This is a genomic window from Rhodococcus sp. 14-1411-2a, from assembly GCF_002259485.1.
Taxonomy (GTDB): domain Bacteria; phylum Actinomycetota; class Actinomycetes; order Mycobacteriales; family Mycobacteriaceae; genus Rhodococcoides.
In genome coordinates this window covers 323,067-342,685 of sequence record NZ_NPGA01000008.1, presented here as the reverse complement: position 1 = coordinate 342,685, position 19,619 = coordinate 323,067, and the positions used below count along the sequence as shown (strand labels likewise).

The window sequence follows — 19,619 nt, the reverse complement described above, 5'->3', positions numbered from 1 at the left end:
GGTGGTTGGGGCGGGGGGGGGCAGTGCTCATCGTCCGGCAACGACCCGCTGACTGGATTAGAACCGACAGATTTGTTCGGAAAGTGAACGGAAAGCTGGTGACTTAGTGCCGGTACCTCGACGGTGCGCGATTTCGTGCACTGTGCGGTGAATCGCACTCGTCAACCGCGCGGCCAACGTCAGTTGTGAGAAGCGGCCGACTCGACGGCCGTTCCCATTCGGTGATCAGAGGCAGGGTTTGGTTCAGTTCGTTGATCAGCTCGTGCCAGTGGAGGTATTGCTCCATCGCCGACGAATCGCCGGCCACGGCAGTGCTGGTTGATCTGATGGCAACGATCGACGCCGTGGGCAGTGAATCGACAGTAGCGACCAAGAACGGGCCGGGACAGTGGGCGAGCCACGTTCTGTCGGCAGGGGCGTTCACATCTACACTGCTGTGATAGCTGCCGCTGGACAGGCTTCCAGGGCTGCCAGTATCGAGCTACGGGCAGCCTCGTTGTCGAGGGGGCGGTCCGTTTTCTGGGCGCGGCCGCGTCGAAACTCGAAGTGTTCCGGCGCGACCGCGATGCACAGGCCGGCACCTATGCACGTCCTCGACACAGTGACGTGCATCGAGCTGTCAGGCATAGTGAAAGCTCCTCTCCGACCGGTGCGGAAGACCTCGCACCTTGCGGCTCATCGGCGTGAAAACGGGAACTGCTTCGACACCGAGTGGCGCATCCAGTTCGATGCCGCAAAGTGACGCGTTCGAGCCTGATGGGCTCAGATCGCTGCATGCGAGTGTCACTGAGACTGAGCGGAGGCTCGCGCGGGCCAGATGACGCCCACACTTTTCATGCCTTCCATGACGTCCATGTCGGGATTTGCTGTCAGCACCTCCTTGAACGTTGGGCTGCTGACAATCACGGACTTGAACGAGCGCAGGAACGCATCGACCTCTTCCGCCTCTCTCCGAGGAATTCCGAACTCCTCGTAGGCGGGGGTGACAATATCGGCAAATAGCGCGTCCCAATACTCCTCGGTAATTCCCATTCCGCGGTGTGAGGTCGCCATGTCGGGTCCGTGGTAGGTGTGTGGCCCACCCCAGTGCATACCCAGGAATTCGACGAAGCCGCTGATCTCCTCCTGCACCTCGGCTTCGGTCTTGTGGTTCCAGATGTGGCCGATCGTAGGATTCAGCATCGCGCGTGTGACCAGGATGCGTGCCAGGAATTTGACCGATTCGAGACCGCCCAAGCGGTAGTAAAGACTGTCTTGTTCACTCATTGTGTTCTCTCCTGGAAATAGATTGGACTGACTTAGGAAATTGCTCGTCGCGAGGCTCGTTCGGTCAGCAGAGCGAATACCGCCATCAATGCGGACCACAGTGTCAATTGTGTTGCCAACGAGGATATTCGGAATTGCCACAACAGTGAGGCGGGGAAGTCGGATGGGACCTCGTCGATGGCAGGTGCCAGTGCGTAGCCGGTGACAATGACGACGATGAGGGCCACTGCGGCTGCCACGGTGGGTAGTACCTGCGAGGCGATTCGGGTGGCAACGACGTGGCGGACGAACACGAAGGCGGCGATAGCAAGGAGTCCCAACAGCACCATCGCGAACCACAGGATGGTCCGTTGATCGATGGTGTCCGGGTCTCCTACAGCGGGTGGATTGGCAGGATATTCGAAGAAGGGAACGGCAGCGACGGAGAACCACCCCGCAGTACCGACAGCGGCAATCAGAGCGGCGGCGGACAAGCCGGAACGGGTTCGCACTGCAGTGAGTACACATGCGTAGATCGCGCCCAGCGCGGCACCCGACAGGGCGGTGGCGAGGAACAATCCTGCGCGCTGGCCGTCTCGGGGGACCAGTGGGGTGTCGTTGTGGTGGTGGCCTGCGGGAGCGCCGGTGTCGTTGTGATCATCGGCCGTGGTTGCGTGGGATTCTTCGATAGCGATCGCCGCATCGATGTGGTGTTCGCCGGTAATGTACGCGACGCCGCCGGCGAGAATGCCGGCGACGAAGCCGGCGAGAATGCCTCGGACCAACAGCTGTTTCAGTGACCCCGTCAACGTCGAGTGCGTGGTTGAAGAGGCCGTGTTCAATGGCATGGGAGACCCAGTAGGTGACGCCCGTCGTGCATCACTTCGTGGAGCAGCATGCCGCTTCGAGAGATCGCGCCTTGGTCGAAGCCGACGAGATACAGAGTGAGCATTGCTAGCAGAACCGCAGCGATCATCAGTATCGATGCCGCGACTTTTTGTAGTTCTGCGTCGGGTGTAACGCTGATCGTGGTCATTTCCGTACTCACTTTCCAATGATGTTACTGATCAATGCTTTTGGCAGAATTGCGACGATCTCCGGTCGGTCGCAGCCGAACCCTCTTCGTTCGCAGGTGATCGCCGCGGCCCGACGAGTGCGCACTTCTCGAGGACCGCCGGCGGGTGCCGGGCTCGGCTGTAGGGCATATCTGATGCGCAGAATCGGCTGGTTTCTGCTACTGCCAAGGAGGACGGTCACCTCCACCCGCGCGGCCAGGTGGATTCCGACAGCCGCCGACGAAGAGCAGGCCGCTGGGTCGCGGTCGGCAGTGCCACCCGCCGTCGGCCCTCCTGTCAGAGGGTGCGGGCCGGATCGATACTGATCGGCTCGAGGTGCGCTGTGTGGTGGTCGCGGTCGGGTGGAGTGGCAAGTACCGTCTTTGTGCGTTCGTCGAGGTCGGCGTCGCTGAGTAGCCCGCTACCCGACAGGCGGGTTTCGAGCGCATTGAGCCAGTGCTCGTAGTACGACCACGACCCTCGCTCGAGTTCACCCTCGTTCTCTTCCCAGTACGTGATGGAATCGATCAATGAGAGCTGGAATTCGGACCACTCGAACTGGCGGGCGTCATAGGCAGCTACGGCGATAGCGAATGCGCGGATCTCCCACGGTGACGCGAACGCGATGTCCCCGTCCGGTGCGCCAGGCAGACTGCAGACGAGCTTCTCCACTCGCCGGCGTGCGTCACCGAGCTCTGTGGTGTCGGGGCGAATCGAGGTTGTCATGGCTGCGTCCGAGCAGTGGGGCCGACACCGATCATGGAGTCACGGCTGACCAGCTCGGCAAGCTGGTCTTCGCTCCATCCATCGGTTCCTGCGGGGCGTCGGGGCAAGACCCAGTACCGCATCTCGCTGCTCGAGTCCCACACCCGAATCTCGACGTCGTCGGAGACGGTGTAGCCGAAGCTCTCGGCCAGTACTTTGCGTGGTTCGCGGCAGATGGCCGCTCGGTACTGGGGATCTTTGTACCAGTTCGGTGGTAGCCCGAGCACCGGCCAGGGGTAGCACGAACACAGGGTGCAGACGATGACGTTGTGAATGTTGGCGGTGTCTTCGACGACGACCATGTCCTCGCCCTGAAGGCCGCCGATGCCGAGCTCGCCGCACGCTTCGGTCGCGTCGGCGAGCAGTCGAGCCTTGAACTCGGGGTCCGACCACGCTTTGGCGACAACCTTCGCCCCGAGTTGGGGTCCGACTTCGTTCTCATAGATCTCGACCAGACGGTCGATGGCTTGGGTGGTCATGATGCCTTTGTCGATGAGCATCGATTCCAGCGCTTTGACGCGCGCAGCAATCTCTTCCTGGCTGCGGATTTTCTCACTCATGCTGACTGCACTCCTCGGGGTGTGACGAGTTCGATGTATGGGTCCCAGACGTCGAAATACACGGATTGGTTGCGCTCGGCGGTCTCGGCACCCCAGAGCTCGTCGGCCTCGAAACGGACGGTGTAAACATGCTCGGGGCACTCACCGAGATTGTTGCCTGCGGTGTCGGGGTAGATGAATGTCCCGTGTGTAAGAACGATTTCACCGGTCGCTCCGCGGATGTAGCGAGCTCGTCGAGTGTGTCCGCGCGGGGAGTCACGTCGTACTTTGACCGTGTCACCGACCTGGAAACGGGCGATCTTGTTGCTCTCGCGCTTCGCGGGTGCACCGGCCGGCACGACGGCGTTGATGAACGCCAACAGTTCGGGATCGTCGTGGTGCTCGGGCATCGGCGCATCGGGGTTGGCGAGAAAGTACTCGGTGCGACGATCGAGTTCGTCGAGATCGAGTTGCCCGGTGCGCTCGCCGTGATACTCGACTGTGTGGATCCAGTGCTCGTAGTACGGCGATTTCAAGTAGACCGCGGGATCGATCAACTCCATGCCGAAGCGGAATTGATCGACCCCGAAAAATCCGCCGCGAAAGCACATCGAGAACATTGCGAACGCGGCTTTCTCCCATTCGGCGCGGAAGATCGGTTCGTTCTCCGGGACGACTACCGGGCCCAGTCCGTCTGTGCCGGCCAAGTCGAAAACTCCGTTCATTTTTTACTTCTCCTGCCGTGACGTCTCCGTCGGGTGGGGGGTGGATCGCGATGGACTCGTACCGCGCGGCGCTTAGGGCGCGGTTCTAGATGGAGGCCAGGTTCGTGGTGCCAGAAGGCGTGGGGAATCCGCCGATCAACTTCTCGAAACTGTGGCCTGCACGCAGTACGGTGGCATCTTCGAAGTGTCTGCCGATGATCATCATTCCGACCGGGAGGCCATCGACGAGACCGGCTGGGACCGTCAGCGCCGGGTGGCCGGTGACATCGAGCGGTGCGGCGTTGGCAACCATGCCGAGCGCTTTGGTCAGGTAAGTGGCGCGGTCGATGTCGGGACCGGGTAGATCGTTGGCGGTGTACGGGAGGGTCGGCATCACCAGTACGTCGTACGTTTCGAGTGCGGCGTCGTAGGCGGCTCGAGCTACGGATACGAGATTGCGAGCTTTGGCATAGCTGACGGCACCGAGCGTGTTGACGCCGTGATATCCGCACAGTGCAACGAGTTTCACGGTTTCGGACAATGCATCCGCGTACTCGAGACGCCGAGAGGCGAAGTAGGCCATCTGTTCCGGGTCGTAGAGTCCGTCGGCGTTGAGTCCGTAGCCGTTACCGTCGAGCATTTGATAAGCGCCGCCGTCGGTGGCGATGACGTTCCACACGTGGAATGCGTGCCGGTGCCAGGGGATGCTGACCTCGTCGACGATCGCGCCGAGGCCGGTGAACCGTCGTACGGCGGCGCGGACGGTGTCGTCCACTGCGGGTTGGGAATTGTCGTGTCCGAAGCCTTCGGTGACGACACCGACGCGCAGTCCTTCGACTCCGGAATCGAGACCGGCGGTGTAGTCACCTGCAGTCACATTGCGCGGCTGGCGGGGGTCGTTTCCGTCGTAACCGGCGATGACCGAGAGCATCAGTGCGGCGTCGGCGACGGTGCGCGTGATCGGTCCGAGGTGGTCGATGGTGCGTTCGATCGGGAACGCACCGGTGTACGGGACGAGTCCGAACGTGGGCTTGTGCCCGACCACTCCGCAGAAAGCTGCCGGGATACGGATAGAGCCACCTTGATCGCCGCCGATGGCGATATCGACGTCACCGTTGGCGACCAATGCGCCGCTGCCACCGGATGATCCGCCGGCTTCGCGGGTGGGGTCCCATGGGTTGCGTACCGGCCCGGATGCGGGGGTGAAACTCGAACCGGAGAAGCACAGATCCTCGCACACCGATTTTCCTGCGATTTCTGCGCCGGATTCGAGCAATCGGGTGACGACGGTGGCGTCGCGGGAGGGGATGAACCCTTCCAGGGTTCGGGAGCCGTTCATCATCGGGACCCCTGCGACCGCGACGTTGTCTTTGATGGCCACCGTTTTGGCGGTCAGACGATCATCGACGGGAGTGGTTTCGGTGATCGACGTGGTGACGTACCAGGCTCCGAGCGTATTGTCGGTAGGGGACAGGACGCGGTGCTCGCGGTCTGGGGCAGTGGGCGCGATCGTCTCGTAGAGTTCGTCGACGATGTCGTACGAGCCGAGTGCGCCGTCGACCAGGCTTGCGAACTCCTCACGGTCTGCCGAGTCGAATTCGAGGCCGAAATGTTCGGCGGCCGCGCCGATCGCATCCGTATCTGGGCGTGAAACTGACATGCCTACACCTCACTCGTCGAGCAATGGATTGTGCCGAGAACGACCGACTGCCGAACCGGTAGTGCAGACGCCTCGAACCGATGACATTGACGGTAGATCACAAGATTAAACGCGTCAATGAGTGGCGACATATCCATGTGTTAAGTCTGTGTTGCGCACAGATTTCGGAACGCCTGTCACTCAAAATTCATGCAGTGCAACGTGAGTCGGTTCGAGGCTCGACTTCGAACCGATGTGTTCGTCGTCACAATTAACTCTAGATGGCCGACGAAATCGTGTCAATGGGTAGCGACACATAGACCTGACTGTGACGGGAGGCGAGTTCAGAGTGGCCGGAAGACTCCGTGGTGCGATTCCGCGAGCACGATGCCTCGTCTGCACTCGTTCGGAAAGCCTTGACGACTCCCACGCGCCACCGCCGTCGGCGAATCTAGGCGTTGCCGCAGAGTTTCTCTGTCGAGTTCGGCGCCCGCAGTAGCAAGGATTCGGCCGTATGCGACGATCGCCTCGTACGTGGTTTCGGACAGAGAGCTCATCGGCGGCATCGGACCTACCTGTAAGGCGTTGTACCGGCCCTCGAGGTCCCGATATGTGTCGGTCGTGCCCTGGAAGTACGCGAATGCAGCCCAGACTCCGTCGGCAGCGGAGGTGCCGATCAGTTGCTGGGTGGCTTCGTCGAGCACCAACGCCAATGTGCGTGTCCTCGAACGTAATCCCGCATCGAAACACTGCTGCTCGAACACGACCTCGTCGTGCCCGACCAGGGTCGAGAGAATCAACTCGGCTCCGGACTCGTCTATGGCGGCGATGGTGGACGAGAAGTCCGTGGTCCCGAGGGGCAGGTAGTTGTCACCGAGCACTGACGCGTTGTTCTCGGCCGCGACGCGGCGCGCCGCCCAATGGGCGCCGTAGGACCACGAATATCGGTGGCCGACGAAGAACCATGTGCGGGCGTCGGTCTCGGCCATCAACGCCGGCATTCCGGCCCGTGTCTGCGCCAACGGCCGTTCACCGAGCCGTACGATCGAGGCGCTCGGCCGACCGCCTTCGTTGAGCACAGTGTGAACCAATAACACGTCGGTGTCCTGCAGGGCGGAGGCCGCGGCGTTGAAGGTGGCGGAGGTGACACAAGCAAAGATGATTCGGCATCCGCTGTGCAGCAGTCTCCGGGTCGCGGCAGACCCGGTCAGCGAGTCGGAGGCATCGTCGCCGATCAACAGCTCCATAGGAAGGCCACGAATCCCGCCGTCCGCATTGATCTCGTCGACAGCCAACTGGGCCAGTGTTTCGGTGGCCTGTGCGAACACTGCTGCCGAACCGGACTTGCTGACCAGCAGCCCTATGCGGTGTCTATCCGGCCTCAGCGGTTCGGGTGGGCCGTAACCGCGCTTGTGCGCCAGCCATGAAACTCCGTCCTGGTCCAAGCTGGATTCCAGAACCACGCGTGTTCCGGCCCCATCGGCGAGAAACCGCAACGTCAATCGGCCCCGCCACGGTTGATGATGGACAATGGCGACCGATCGGCCCTCGCGTACAGCAGCAACGTGCCCGAGCAGCGTGATCGGCATACCTGCAGTGCCCTCACCGCCGACCGGCAGCGACACAGATACCGCGGCCCCCACCACCAGCCGTGTGCACTCGAGGTCGAGAAGGTCGCCATCGAGAAAGCTCTGAAACACCGCCGCCGGTCGTTGAGACAGATGCAATTGGGCAGTGACCGACAATCCGGCCATCAGGGCACCGCCGTCATGCCGACTGCGAACGGACTCGTCTCACGCCCGACGACGGGGTCGAAGCGCACCATTGTCGACGTTGCCCGCAACGGGCGGATCACTCGATGTCTGCGCCACCAGAGACCGTTCGAGGACATCACGAAGAAACTGTAGAGCGTCGTTGGCCGGGCCTGCAGGGTCGACCGAGAAGAACCGATTGCGGCCCGCTCGTCGCTCGATGATCACTCCCGACATCTTCAGCGCCTTCAGATGCGCAGATACCGTCGTGCGGCCCACAGATGGTATGCGGTCACTGATGAACCCTGCACTGCACTCGCCGTTCGAAGCCAGGGTGTCGAGGATCTCGCGACGGACTTGGTCGGCGAGAGCCGCGAACACCAGCTCCCGGCTTTGCTGCTCACCGACACCCATCGCACTGTCCTCATCTCGATGTGGATTCGACCTGATAGGTCAACCGACATCAACATATCTCATGCTGGCGCTTATCGAAATACTTTCGTCGACGTGTCATATTCATCGGCTTCATCGGCGCAGCAGAAACCGTTGGATCTTGCCGCTGTCTCCGTCGGGGTTCGCGCGAAGACTCGGAACGACCCGCGCGACACCGACCGGGATCGACGCGGTTCCGAGAAACATCACGATCGATTCCTGTCATCAACCCCCTCGCGCTGCCGTTCCGATGATCAGAGCACCGTGGCGGCACGGGTGCCTGGCGAGACTCGACCTGGTTCCTTCCATTCAAGTCCCCGGTTTCTCTCGGTCGGGTCTTTCCACTCCTCGCCGGAGCTGATCAACACTGCTGGGCGTCGCGATCGCGCTTTCCACTCGACGGCGCGGCTGCTCGTGCTGTCGGAACGTGCGGCACGATCAGCCGCCGAAGGACCCGGCGGGAGCCCCTCAGCGGTCTGCCCGTCACGTCGGAACGTTCGGTGTCACGCAGCGGATCTGTTTCTTAGCAACGAATTTCCTTGCAGTTCCTGTCCGCACCTCGCGTGGGTGAGCGATCTGTTTCAATACCGTCATGACCGACACTCGACGTAACACAAAATCCGGGCGCACCGTTGGTGAGAAGGTCCAAGTTCGACGCGACGACGGCGTGGTCAGTGGAACGATTGTGGAGGACTTCGCGGACTCGCTGATTCCCGGCGATCGACTGGGTCGGGACTGGGCGCAACCACATCGATGGGCGATCGCCCTCGATACGGGCGTTCTGGTGTTCGTCGACGATAGCGACCTCGACGACAGCGACACTGCCGCGGCGCGGTGACAGCAATGGCCACAAAGAAGTCGGGGGATGCCCTGGTGGATTTCGCCGCGATGTGGGAGCCGTTCGGCGGAGCACCGTTCGAAGAGGTATTCGTCAAATTCGGTGTGGACATGGACGAATACAAGCGTCGACTGTTCAGGCGATTGACCAATCCGGACCGCGCCGGGCTGATAGATGCTGCACTCCGCAGCCGCTTTATCGACTACTCCGTGCACGCGACCGGCATGACACAGCGCCCTCATCGGTAGGTCACCTGCTCGGTAGGTCACCTGCACTCGTCCGCACCGGATCGGGAAAGTCGGCTTGCTGCCCAGCGTGGAGTGTCGATCACCGTGTCGGCGCGATCGCGGGGCCGTGCGGCTTGGCCAGCTCGAACGCGGAGATCACCCAGACACTGAGGGGGCCGCGTTCGGCGAGGAGCGAAACGTGGCAATAGCACCAGCGTCAAGACATCTTGACGCTGCGGAAACTGTCGTTCTCGACTTGGTCGGCCGCTGTCGGCACGCGTCGCTGCCGCTTGACCCGGTCTCGACCCAACACGATCATCTATACAGTCCCCGCAAGTCCGCAATCCGGTTCGAGCTACCGAGGTCCTCGTCGTCGAGGACAGTCCGAATTTGCCGGTGCGAGGGAAGATCGGTGGACGAGTGTGCCACCGGTCGGTGCGCTCGGACGCAGACTCGATGCATCCAGAGAATCGACAAAATTCGATTTTCGAAACCGGATGTGCTCGGAACGTACGTTCATGACGGCGTCGCCGACAGGTTGTGAAGATACCGATGATCAGCTTTATTGCACTGACGAGTTTTTGGCTCTTCGAGTAGATCCTGCAACGCATCACCTGATGTCTCGACCGCACTGCTGGCGACAAAGCTGCTTCTCTCCGGGAGACGAAAAACCGATACTCCCCAAACACGTTCGGACGGTTTCGGTTTCGTTCGGTTGTCGGTCAGCCGGCCTTGACGCGCAGACGCTCGACCTCCGAGCGAGAGTGACGCACGGCCTCGGTGTCGGCTGCTTTCCCGCGGATCGTGGGCGAGGTCGAGATCGCGCGCCGAAGATGCTTGCGTGCTCGACGGGACGTGTGATGGGGCGCGGACTTGACGAACGCCTTACGCGCCTTGTTCTCCAGAATGCCGTCCACCTCGGCGTCGGTCACGGTCCCCGCTTCGACCTCGGGGGCGAGGATGTCGCGGACGAACTCGTATTCACGCGGCGCTGCTCGTCGAAACGCGATCGTCAGCATTGTGAACCCGAGCACGATGGAGCCGATCATGACGGGGAACGTCAGGATGCCACCCATACCGAGGCCGGTGGCGTCGTCCCAGGTGAAGTGCAGAATCATGCCCAACAACACGAACGCCAGGCCGCGCCCGATCCGGCGTGGCTGGGCCGCGGTGCCGATGATGTAGATGACACCCGTGCAGACGAGGGCACTGAAGAGCGGAGGGGAGACGAAGCTGACCGCGATGCGGGTGAACGACATCTGCACTGCCTGACCGACCGGATCGGTACCGAACGCCCGGGCAGTGGAGTTGGCCGCGTACAGGAAACCTCGAAGACCGCGAATCCGAGTCCGAGAAACGCACCGACTAGCGTGTTCCGGATACGGACAGAACGGAAAGCCTCGGGCGGTTGAGCGCGGATGATCTGCTTGTCAGTGCTGTAGATCACCGTCCCTGCGAGGGATTCCGAACGTCGCGTTCGATGCGTAGGTAAGCACCGGTACCTCAGGCGTTCGGAAAGTTTGCCCGTGTGATGCCGAAGGTGTCGTGCATCATCGGTGAATCCGGTGTGCTTCGGCAGGCATTTCCGGCTCGACAGTCAATCACCGTCTGATGGTCAGCCGTCCGCCGAATCACAGCGAGCGGACCGTTCTTTCCTGGCGTGCTTCGCACGGTACATCTCGGCGTCGGCAGTGTTGAGCAACTGCAGAATCGCTTGTTCAGAGCTGCCGTCGAAGACTTCGGTCACCGCCGAACCAACACTCACCGACACGCCCGAGATCATTCGTGCACTGGAAAGAGCGGTCATCAGCTGGCTGACGAGAAGATCGATGGTAGCCAGTTCGCCGACCGTCACACACGCGAACTCGTCGCCGCCGAGGCGGGCGACCACCCAGTCCTTCGCAGTCGATGCGCGGAGCTGTTGGGTCAGATCCCGTAACACCTCGTCGCCGGTCTGGTGTCCGTAAGAATCGTTCACGCCCTTCATACCATCCACGTCGATGACCACTGCACTCATCGCCATCGGCCGGTTCGTCGATGCGGTGACGACTATCGCTTCGACCGCAGCGAAAAGGCCTCGGCGGTTCCTCAGACCGGTCAAAGGGTCCACCAACGAATCGCGCGCCCGGGACCGAAGTTCGCCGACGTACAGGATGAGAACCAACGGCGCGGAGAACATCAACAGCATGGTCAGCGTGTGGGCCACAACCACCCACCAGCTGGCCGCTTCGCTCAATGCAGCCCTACACGCGATGATGCCCAGAACGACGACCGAATATGCCATGTGAGTCGAGCAAGCCAGCGGCGAAACAGCAATGACAGCAAACGTGGTGACAACTGCGAACAGAACCGTCCCACCGATAGCAGTCAACAGGTCCTGTTTCAACAGCAGGCAGACCGTGATCGTCACGTCGGAATAGACGACGAACGCGACGAGCGTTTTCGGGCTGGGCCAGGCACCCACGAACCAATGCACAGCAATCGGCAGTGTTGTGAGGCTGATCAGGACCACCACGGGAACGCCGATTCCGGTGTACTCCTCCGACGGTGCGCTGACGAAGCCGATGATTCCGATGGTAAGCGTCGCGACACCCGCCAAATATTGCGTGAATTTGGCACGTTCGACGGCGAGTTCGTCGAGACCCGGCCGACCGATGAACCGGCACGAAGCCTTACCGCCCGAGCGGGGTGATGCCCTGAAGCGAGCGAATTCGGCGATCATGAGAACCCCTGTGGAAGAAAGCGGCCCCCGCGACCTGTACGGTTCGGAGGCTAACAGAAAATAGACCTTTCGAAGGTGCTATCAACCAATCCTGGGCGAGCTGGCGGTTTCGGATTCAATCGAACGGCGAAGCGCATGACTCCCGTGGGCGGTGCCTTAGTTGTGGGAGTCAAGCGAAGTTCCCCGACATCGGCGAGAATTTCACCACCCGCGTCGCCGCCGGAGACGAGTGCACCTGTGCTACCCGAAGTCACATCGAGTTCGCTCTGGTCGAACCCGCAGCGCAGAACCGAACAGCTTTGGCATGCGAGGACGTACGCCATGGTCTTGACGGGTACACCGCACTGCAGTGCGACAGAAGTAACTCAACCTTCGCTGAGTTTGTATTACGACATAGGGGTCGAAGACGGCAAGGTGATGTTCGGGTTTTCTCCGTCAGAGGCGCATTACAACCCCATCGGCACTGTGCACGGCGGTCTCGGGTGCACTTGATCCTGATCGCTTGCACGGTGCACACCATGTTGCCTGCCGGAACGGGTTACACACCGATCGATCCGAACTTTAGTCAGCTCAACAGCCTTCTCGATTCGGGTGGGCCGTTGGACGCTTCTGGAATTGTTGTCAAACGAGGATCACTAGTCATCTTCGCGGAAGGTTCCATAGTCGACAAGGACGGTACGTCGTAGCAACCGAAACGAGTTCTTTGCTCGTCATACCTCCGAGGTGATACATACCGAGCAGCAGTTTCGACAGTATGGTTTGTCCTATCGCCGGCGCGCTCGAACAAGTCAGCCTCAGCGGGACAACAGCGCTCGAACTCGTCGACCAGCTGGAACCAAGATTGATGAGACCGCTGACGTTCGGACAGAAAGAGGTACAGCCATGACCACCTCCGAACTCGCTTCCATGCTTCAACGGCGCTTGCGCCCAGCGTTGTTGGGCACGGGGAACTTCGGCGGTATCGCCGGAACTGTTGGTCCCGGTGTCGGCCTGGATGCCGCGCGCGCGACCATGATCATGGATCACGCGATCGAGGTCGGGATCACGGTGTTCGACACGGCGGACATCTATGCCCAAGGCGCGAGCGAACGAATTGTCGGTCAGTGGGTGCGCGCGCACCCGGACGCGGATGTGCTGATCCAAAGCAAGGCCGGGAACACTGCCACCGGCCCGAACCTGTCACCCGAGCACATCGCCGGACAGTTGAAGCGCAGTATCGATACGCTCGGCCGAGTCGATCTGTTTCTGTCCCACCGTGTCGATCCGAACACACCGTGGGAGGACTCATTGCCAGTGTTCGGCCGGGCCGTGGAGGACGGCACGATTCGCGCCTACGGCGTCTCCAACGTCACCGCTACCGATCTGACCGAGGTTTTGCACACCGCGGACAAATTAAGCCTCGTTCGGCCGGCTCTGGTGCAGAACGAATACTCCTGGCTCACCCGACGCGACGATCCCGAACTGCTCCCTATCGTGGAGGCCGAAGGCCTGCTCTACACGCCGTACTCACCGTTGGCGAACGGGCTTCTCGCCGGCCGGTACAGCAACGGTGAGCGTCCCGGCCACGGTGACCGTGCGAGTATCGCGTCGGGCACCGCGCACCTTCTCGACGACCCCCGCGCACAGTTTCGTCTGCGCGCGTTCGATGACGTGGCCGCCCAGTACGGACTCGAACCGGCCTCACTTGCGTTGGCATGGGTCCTCAACCGGCCTCAGGTCGCTGCCCCGATCGTCTCCGTCAGCCGCGACGAGCAGTGGTCTGCAGCGTGGGCTGCCGTCCAGTTCGCCTGGACCCCAGAACTCGACGAGGCGCTAAACCAAATCCCCGAATGAAACCCGGACGGCAGGATCGTCAATATTCATCGACGTGGCGGCAACGGCGGGTTTCGCACCGTTGCAGCTCATGAATAAGGGGAGTTGCTCGCCATCGCTGCTTGGATTGTGTCGGTCGGTTCGGCAGAACTGTTAGCTAGACTGCACCATTGCAGCAGCCGTGCCGAAAACATGATCCGGTTCTTCTTGGGCGGGGGCTGTCGATGGCCTGGGGGTCCACGTGCACGGCTGGCTGCCATCGTCGTCACCGACATTCAGTCCCACCGCATTGAAAGACGCACAGCCTCGAAAGGACCCGCCCTGAAACACCCCTATAGGTGGGCTTTCTCCTGGCTACCAACGGCGATTCCATCTCGGCCGTTGACACGTTGTCGGTCTTTCGACTCCTCGAGTTTCAGCTTCGACACGCCTGCGAGGACTCGGGTGGTTCGACGTGCGGTCTGCTCACCGGCCCAAACGGCTACTGTTCTAGCATCTTTGTATGCCCGCTCCCAGCACTCAGTTTTCGATCGCCGTCCACGTATTGGCGGCACTTGCCCACTACGAGGGATATTTCACGTCGGAGCATCTCGCAGGTAGCGTCAATGCGAACCCCATCTTCGTCAAGAAAATCCTCGTCAAGCTTTCGAAGGCGAATCTTGTCGACTCCGCCGTCGGCAAGTCGGGCGGGTACGCCTTGGCGCGAAGTGCAGAAAGCATCTCCCTCTTCGATATCTTCTCTGCGGTGGACCCTCCGAGCGCCTCGGCTGTACACACCTATCCCGTCAATGCGGATTGCGTCATCAGCTCCAACATCCAGGAAGTGATGGCTGACGTACTCACTGACATCCAGGTAGCGGTCGAGAAGCAGCTGCGCGGGACAACGTTGGCGAACGTCGTCTCCAGGATCAAGGCAAAGGTCGAGGCACCTTTTGACCAGAATTAGATACCGATGTAGTATCTAATTCATGACGAACTCACCGGACAAAACTCCCACCGCAGTCCTCATTGGCGTTACGGGAGGATTCGGTCACCCGCTGGCCAAGCTGCTTGCAAACGAGGGCTACCGGTTGGTGCTTGCGGCGCGACGCGAGAGTGATGCTGCCGCGCTGACCGGCCGAAGCGACGGGTCGGCGATCTATGTGCGTGCGGACGTGGCCGATCCGGCGAGCCTGAAGGAGCTGGCGGCGGCGGCATTCGAGCACCTCGGCCGGATCGATGCGGTGGTTAACCTTGCTGGCATCTCGCCGCGCAAGGCCATAGGGGAGTACACACAGACCGATGTCGATTCGATGCTCGAGGTCAACGTGAAGGGGCCGATCTTTGTGACCCAGGCCTTCCTGCCGGGACTGCTCGAGCAAGCCGGCGGCAGTGTGATCGTGCACGTCGGTGGCGCTATGGACGGCAGGGTGGGGCTTCCGTTCATGAGCGCCTACGCGGCGAGCCGGGGCGCGCTGGCGGGCTACGTTCAGGCCTCCAATCGTGAGCTTGACGGGACCGGCGTGGCGTTGTCGTTCTTCGGGCCAGCACCCGCGAACACCGAGTCGGAGTCCGCCTACTTCGACATGTGGCATGAGATGGGTGTCGACCTCGTCGAGCCCGAGACGGTCGCCGGCGAGATCCTCACCACCATCCGGAAGCGACGCCAACAGCATGTGATGGGTGGGCTGATGCTCAGGATGATGTCGGCTGTCAATGCTGTGTCTCCGTCTGCTGCCGACGTGATCGGTCTTCGGAAGTTCGGGAAGCTCATGACGCAATACCACCCACGCTGAGCTTCCGACCCGGGCACCTCGCGCCTGGTGTGTTGGGGGGGGGTGGACTGACTGTCGAACGTCCTCACCTGCAGGACCTTCCTAACAGAGCGGGAGAAGTGCCTCCGGGATGGCAGTCGACTAGCAGGCGATGCGCGGAATTGAGTGTTAGGCGGTGGGCCGGGCGTCGTCCGTAGCGGGGTCAGGATCGAGGTCTTGCGAGCGCCGTCGGCGCTCGGCCCGCAGGTCGGGGTCGAGACGACGGACGAGTGCGTCCGAGGCTGCTGGGCCGGATACGAAACGTGCTCGACTCTCGCCCAGACTGCGACCTGTCCGACGGTCGACGAACACGGGATCGATTTCTTCACCGGAGTCGTCGACCAGGGCGACACCTCGATGTTCGGGGGCGACGTGCTTGTTCCCCCAGGCGTAAAGAGCCACGATGACAGGGGTGATCTCACGCCCCCGCTGCGTCGGTACATACTCGTAGCGGCGTGGCCGTGCGTTGTACGGGCGGCGTTCGAGCAGACCTGTCTCGACCAATGACGTCAGGCGGCGTGTCAGCATGTTCGGTGCGATTCCGAGGTTGCGTTCGAACTCGTCGAAGCGGGAGAAACCGTCGAGTGCATCGCGGAGAATCAACAGCGTCCACCATTCTCCGACCTGCTCCAGGGCGTTGGCGATAGGGCATCCCATGTTGTCGAAGCTGCTGCGCTGCATCGGTTATCGCGGTGGAATGACGAGGAGCGAGCTGGTGGCTGTGGCTACCGATTTGCCCTGTTTGTCGACGATGGACCCTTCGGTGAAGATTACCCGTGACCCCGTCTTGGTAACTCGGCCCGTCGCCGTCAAGGGACCGCTGGTGTCGTGGATGTTGCGGAGGTAGCTGACGTTGATGTCGATCGAGGTGTAGCCGGTACCGGCGGGCAGAGTCGTCTGGCCAGCGCAGCCCAGGACCGTGTCGAGCAGGGTGCAGGCGAGTCCGCCGTGGACGGTGCCGATCGGGTTGTAGTGCGCTTGGGTGGGTGTGCATTCGAACACGACCCTGCCGACCTCGACCTCGATCGGCGTGAATTTCATCAGGGCGGCGATCGGCGGGGGCGGCAGTTCGCCACGCATCAGCGCCTGCATTACCTCGAGGCCGCTCATGCCCGAAGCCCGGTGGAGAACAAGGCTCGGGTCGGCCCACGTGAAGGTCTCGGACCGGTGAAGCTCGTCGGTGTCGCTGTGCATGCCACTCCCATGGTTGTTCGGACCGAACAGATTCGGGTGAACGATCGGTTGACGCTGAGCGCGCTGCGACGAGCCTGAAATCGGGTCGGAGGCGCGTGGCTACGACTTTAGTGCGAGTGACTATCATGATGCAAGTAACCGAGTGCGTTCGATCTGGACTGCACCTCATTGCAGCGCCGGCCCGGTGCGTGCGTTCCACCTTCGATGAGCTGAGTGTGCACATGCGCAAACTGACCAATGCCGAAATCGCCGACCTGGTGCGCGCCGAGCTGCCCGCCGGCATGCGAGAGTCAGGCGTCGTTGTGCGGGCCGTCCACCGACTCTTGCTCCTGAACAGTGCAGACCCCCAGGGTTCACTCGACGGCCTGCACCGGCTGGTCGATCTTCATGTGGCTCCGGTCGTTCTGCTCGCGCCGGATGCTGCCGCTTCGAGGTACATCAGCTACCTCGCCGGGGGTTCGGATCGTGCTCCGCTCGCCATGAAGCTTGCGGCCCTACTCGTCCTGGAACCGTAGCGCGACCCGGTGATGGGTCGGGTGGCGTCGCCGCGTTTCGCACAGGGGATCTTAAGTGAGTTGCTGCCGCAATCAGGAGAGTGGACGAATTGTCTGCTCGTGACCGCCTGAACGCGGTGCCCCACGGGTCGCCCGGTCTCCGTCGTGCGCCGGTCGTCGACACTGTTGACCCGATACGGGTCAGCTGTCTAGCTCAGGACCCGCTATCAAGTCCGCCTCGCTGCGTGATACCGAATGTCCTCGTGTACAACGCACTTCAGCGTGGACGGTGGATCCGCAATCGCGATGTATGACGTGAAAGGGTGGGCCCGATTCCCCGGACGCCCACGTATCACCCCAATCTCGCAAGGCGGTCACAATTACTCGAAGTTCTGAACCCTTCTGTGTCAGTAGGTATTCGTGCCGCTCGCGTTGCTTCGGGTCGCGGTAGGGCCGGCGTTCGAGTACCCCTGCGGTAGTGAGCTCCGTCAGACGTTTTGCGGCCGCGGACTCGGAAATGCCGATGCGAGCGGCGAAGTCGTCGAACCGGCTCGTACCGAGCAAGGCCTCGCGAATCAGAAGCAGCGAAATGCGATTGCCGATGACGTCGAGGGCATTGACGACGGAGCAATTGTCGAGTGTCCAACTCCCGCGATCCCAAAGAGCACCAGTCATTCGACCACGATAGCAAAGCTGGCTTGCCGTTGCGCAAGCCAGCGGCTACGGTCAGCTGACTACTCACTCGAACAGTCAGGATATCCATGACGGATCGCACGGCGCACCCATCGGGGGGGCTCACACGTGGGCGCACCTTCACCGTCTTGGCGACGTGTGTCGGGGCGATGGTCACGTTTCTGCAGATCACGGCATCCGTGTCCTCGCTCGGCGCTGTTCAGGCCGCTCTGCAGGTATCACCGGCCGCCTTGGTGTGGGTGCCCAGCGCGTATACCCTCGCCGTTGCCGCATTGGTGCTCTCGTCCGGCACGCTCGGGAGTCTCTTCGGACGCCGACGTATGTTCCGGGTCGGAACGCTCGTGCTCGCCTCGGGCGCAGCGCTCGTCGTGTTCGCGAATTCCTTGCCGATACTCGTCGTCGGGCAGCTCGTCGCCGGCGCAGGGGGAGCGTTGATTCTTCCCAACGGCCTTGCGCTGGTGGCTGCGGCATTTCCCGACCCACATCGGCGCACCGAGATGATCACGTTGTGGGCGGCGTCGTCGGGAATCGGTCTCGCGGTGGGTCCGATCTCTGCAGGTGTGCTGCTCGATCATGTGGAGTGGGGTTACGCCTTTGTTCCCGCGATCATGCTGAGCGCCATTGCTTTCGGGCTCACGTTCGGCGGCGTTCCGGAATCGCTCCAGCCGGGCGCCCGGCTCGACCCCGGCGGCCTCGTTCTGGGTACGACCGCGATCGCGGCCGTGGTGTACGGCCTGATCGAGGGTGGCGGATCGGGATACCTCGATGGTCGCGTCGTCGCAGCGTGGGTGATCGCAGCAGTTGCCGTCGTCGTGTTCGTCATCGTCGAGTTGCGTGTCGACTCGCCGATGCTCGACGTGCGGTTGTTCACCTCCCCCTCGTTCGCCACGATCAGTGTGATTGCCGCGATAGCCCTGTTCGGGTTCACCGGTCTGGCCGTGTTGCAGGTGTTCTTCTACGAACGTGCGCAGTCTCTCGATGCTCTCGCTACGGGCTGGCGGCTGGTGGTTGTCTTCGTCGCGTATGTCGTGGTGGCCGCAGTTGCCGGGAGGATCGTTCGGCGGACGGGTTTCGTTCTGCCACTGGCGAGTGGGTTGTTGCTGGGTGCAATCGCGGCCGTGGGCCTGCTGACGCAGAATTCTTCGACAGGATTCGGGATGGTGTGGTTCTGGTTCGCGCTCTTCGGTGCAGGGGTCGGGCTGGTCGCAGCGCCGAGCACTGCCGCTGCGATGGTGAGTGTCGACCCGGCCCGGACCGGAATGGCGTCGGGTGCCGTCAATGCTGCTCGTCAGCTGGGTTCGGTTCTCGGAACTTCGACGCTGGGTGCCGTCCTCACCACCACGGTCATCCACCGTCTTCCGTCCGAACTCGAAGCTCGCGGTGTGCCCGAAGACACGAGGGTGTCGGTCGCAACTGCAATGCGAGAGGGACGTCCGATCTCCGGCAGCTTCGACGGCGACGTGGTCGATGCACTCGGTTCCGCGTACACCGCAGGAGTGCACACCGGTCTGACCGTCATCGCCGCACTCTTCGCGGCGGGTGCGGTGGCGACCGTTCTGTTCGTGAGGAACCGTCCACACACGGGAGTCGACAGGCCCACGGCACCGACAGGCGCGGCCGCCGACGTCTCCACCGTACCGACGGCACGGCAAGAGTAGTCCGAGATATGTTGCTGCCGCACAACATTCGGCGGTCTGACACCCGTGAAAGAGGTTC

The 19,619-nt window shown here is 61.9% G+C and carries 22 protein-coding genes; 7 read left to right on the top strand and 15 right to left on the bottom strand.

Annotated features, from left to right (window positions below; all coding sequences use genetic code 11):
- Positions 1-426: 426 nt before the first annotated feature.
- The 10 genes from CH291_RS27365 to CH291_RS05480 form a co-directional block, all read right to left on the bottom strand.
- A complete protein-coding gene (locus tag CH291_RS27365) occupies positions 427-612 on the bottom strand; it encodes a ferredoxin (RefSeq protein ID WP_143537853.1) in 186 nt (61 codons plus the stop codon).
- 171 nt (positions 613-783) lie between these two features.
- Positions 784-1,266, bottom strand: coding sequence for a group I truncated hemoglobin (locus tag CH291_RS05520; protein WP_094686862.1), 483 nt, complete (start codon positions 1,264-1,266; stop codon positions 784-786).
- 32 nt (positions 1,267-1,298) lie between these two features.
- Positions 1,299-2,093, bottom strand: coding sequence for a CbtA family protein (locus tag CH291_RS05515; RefSeq protein WP_032391764.1), 795 nt, complete (start codon positions 2,091-2,093; stop codon positions 1,299-1,301).
- Entirely contained in the window at positions 2,084-2,293 is a 210-nt protein-coding gene (locus CH291_RS05510) for a CbtB domain-containing protein (protein ID WP_373454946.1), read from the bottom strand. The genes CH291_RS05515 and CH291_RS05510 overlap by 10 nt, the downstream gene beginning before the upstream one ends.
- A gap of 304 nt (positions 2,294-2,597) precedes the next feature.
- On the bottom strand, positions 2,598-3,026 hold the full coding sequence (locus CH291_RS05505) for a nitrile hydratase accessory protein (RefSeq protein ID WP_032391766.1): 429 nt from the start codon (positions 3,024-3,026) through the stop codon (positions 2,598-2,600).
- On the bottom strand, positions 3,023-3,625 hold the full coding sequence (gene nthA / locus CH291_RS05500) for a nitrile hydratase subunit alpha (protein WP_032391767.1): 603 nt from the start codon (positions 3,623-3,625) through the stop codon (positions 3,023-3,025). Before nthA ends, CH291_RS05505 begins: the two co-directional genes overlap by 4 nt.
- A complete protein-coding gene (nthB, locus tag CH291_RS05495; RefSeq protein ID WP_032391768.1) occupies positions 3,622-4,329 on the bottom strand; it encodes a nitrile hydratase subunit beta in 708 nt (235 codons plus the stop codon). The genes nthA and nthB overlap by 4 nt, the downstream gene beginning before the upstream one ends.
- Before the next feature lie 85 nt (positions 4,330-4,414).
- Positions 4,415-5,968 (bottom strand): amidase, encoded by a 1,554-nt coding sequence (locus tag CH291_RS05490; protein WP_032391769.1) that lies wholly within the window; start codon positions 5,966-5,968, stop codon positions 4,415-4,417.
- A gap of 323 nt (positions 5,969-6,291) precedes the next feature.
- Complete coding sequence (locus CH291_RS05485) at positions 6,292-7,701, bottom strand: ABC transporter substrate-binding protein (protein ID WP_032391770.1); 1,410 nt, start codon at positions 7,699-7,701, stop codon at positions 6,292-6,294.
- A 39-nt stretch (positions 7,702-7,740) separates the two neighbouring features.
- On the bottom strand, positions 7,741-8,112 hold the full coding sequence (locus CH291_RS05480) for an ArsR/SmtB family transcription factor (RefSeq protein ID WP_032391771.1): 372 nt from the start codon (positions 8,110-8,112) through the stop codon (positions 7,741-7,743).
- 610 nt (positions 8,113-8,722) lie between these two features.
- Between CH291_RS05480 and CH291_RS05475 the strand changes: the two genes are divergently transcribed.
- Both CH291_RS05475 and CH291_RS05470 read left to right on the top strand, forming a co-directional pair.
- A complete protein-coding gene (locus tag CH291_RS05475; RefSeq protein ID WP_032391772.1) occupies positions 8,723-8,968 on the top strand; it encodes a hypothetical protein in 246 nt (81 codons plus the stop codon).
- Between the two features lie 5 nt (positions 8,969-8,973).
- Positions 8,974-9,216, top strand: a complete 243-nt coding sequence (locus CH291_RS05470) for a hypothetical protein (RefSeq protein WP_094613500.1) — start codon at positions 8,974-8,976, stop codon at positions 9,214-9,216.
- 701 nt (positions 9,217-9,917) lie between these two features.
- Here the strand turns inward: CH291_RS05470 and CH291_RS05465 are convergent.
- Together CH291_RS05465 and CH291_RS05460 are read right to left on the bottom strand one after the other, a co-directional pair.
- The gene (locus tag CH291_RS05465; protein ID WP_256979050.1) at positions 9,918-10,517 is read right to left on the bottom strand and encodes a PrsW family intramembrane metalloprotease; all 600 of its coding nucleotides are present in this window, start codon (positions 10,515-10,517) and stop codon (positions 9,918-9,920) included.
- A 293-nt stretch (positions 10,518-10,810) separates the two neighbouring features.
- Entirely contained in the window at positions 10,811-11,917 is a 1,107-nt protein-coding gene (locus tag CH291_RS05460) for a GGDEF domain-containing protein (RefSeq protein ID WP_032391774.1), read from the bottom strand.
- Positions 11,918-12,799: 882 nt separating this feature from the next.
- Here CH291_RS05460 and CH291_RS05455 point away from each other — a divergent pair.
- The 3 genes from CH291_RS05455 (at position 12,800) to CH291_RS05445 (ending at position 15,504) form a co-directional block, all read left to right on the top strand.
- Entirely contained in the window at positions 12,800-13,750 is a 951-nt protein-coding gene (locus tag CH291_RS05455; protein ID WP_032391775.1) for an aldo/keto reductase, read from the top strand.
- Between the two features lie 481 nt (positions 13,751-14,231).
- Positions 14,232-14,675, top strand: a complete 444-nt coding sequence (locus CH291_RS05450; RefSeq protein ID WP_032391776.1) for an RrF2 family transcriptional regulator — start codon at positions 14,232-14,234, stop codon at positions 14,673-14,675.
- A gap of 22 nt (positions 14,676-14,697) precedes the next feature.
- Positions 14,698-15,504, top strand: coding sequence for an SDR family NAD(P)-dependent oxidoreductase (locus CH291_RS05445; RefSeq protein ID WP_032391777.1), 807 nt, complete (start codon positions 14,698-14,700; stop codon positions 15,502-15,504).
- Between the two features lie 147 nt (positions 15,505-15,651).
- Here CH291_RS05445 and CH291_RS05440 read toward each other — a convergent pair whose 3' ends face one another.
- Together CH291_RS05440 and CH291_RS05435 are read right to left on the bottom strand one after the other, a co-directional pair.
- Entirely contained in the window at positions 15,652-16,203 is a 552-nt protein-coding gene (locus CH291_RS05440; RefSeq protein WP_080735642.1) for a winged helix-turn-helix transcriptional regulator, read from the bottom strand.
- 3 nt (positions 16,204-16,206) lie between these two features.
- Positions 16,207-16,632, bottom strand: coding sequence for a PaaI family thioesterase (locus CH291_RS05435; protein WP_256980737.1), 426 nt, complete (start codon positions 16,630-16,632; stop codon positions 16,207-16,209).
- Positions 16,633-16,937: 305 nt separating this feature from the next.
- Between CH291_RS05435 and CH291_RS05430 the strand changes: the two genes are divergently transcribed.
- Complete coding sequence (locus CH291_RS05430; protein WP_094613501.1) at positions 16,938-17,231, top strand: hypothetical protein; 294 nt, start codon at positions 16,938-16,940, stop codon at positions 17,229-17,231.
- A 180-nt stretch (positions 17,232-17,411) separates the two neighbouring features.
- On the opposite strand, the gene CH291_RS27360 is transcribed toward CH291_RS05430, so the two are convergent.
- Positions 17,412-17,885: a winged helix-turn-helix transcriptional regulator gene (locus CH291_RS27360; protein ID WP_080735643.1), complete on the bottom strand. Its 474-nt coding sequence runs from the start codon at positions 17,883-17,885 to the stop codon at positions 17,412-17,414.
- Between the two features lie 86 nt (positions 17,886-17,971).
- Between CH291_RS27360 and CH291_RS05420 the strand changes: the two genes are divergently transcribed.
- Positions 17,972-19,561 (top strand): MFS transporter, encoded by a 1,590-nt coding sequence (locus CH291_RS05420; RefSeq protein ID WP_052053413.1) that lies wholly within the window; start codon positions 17,972-17,974, stop codon positions 19,559-19,561.
- The last annotated feature ends 58 nt before the right edge of the window (positions 19,562-19,619 follow it).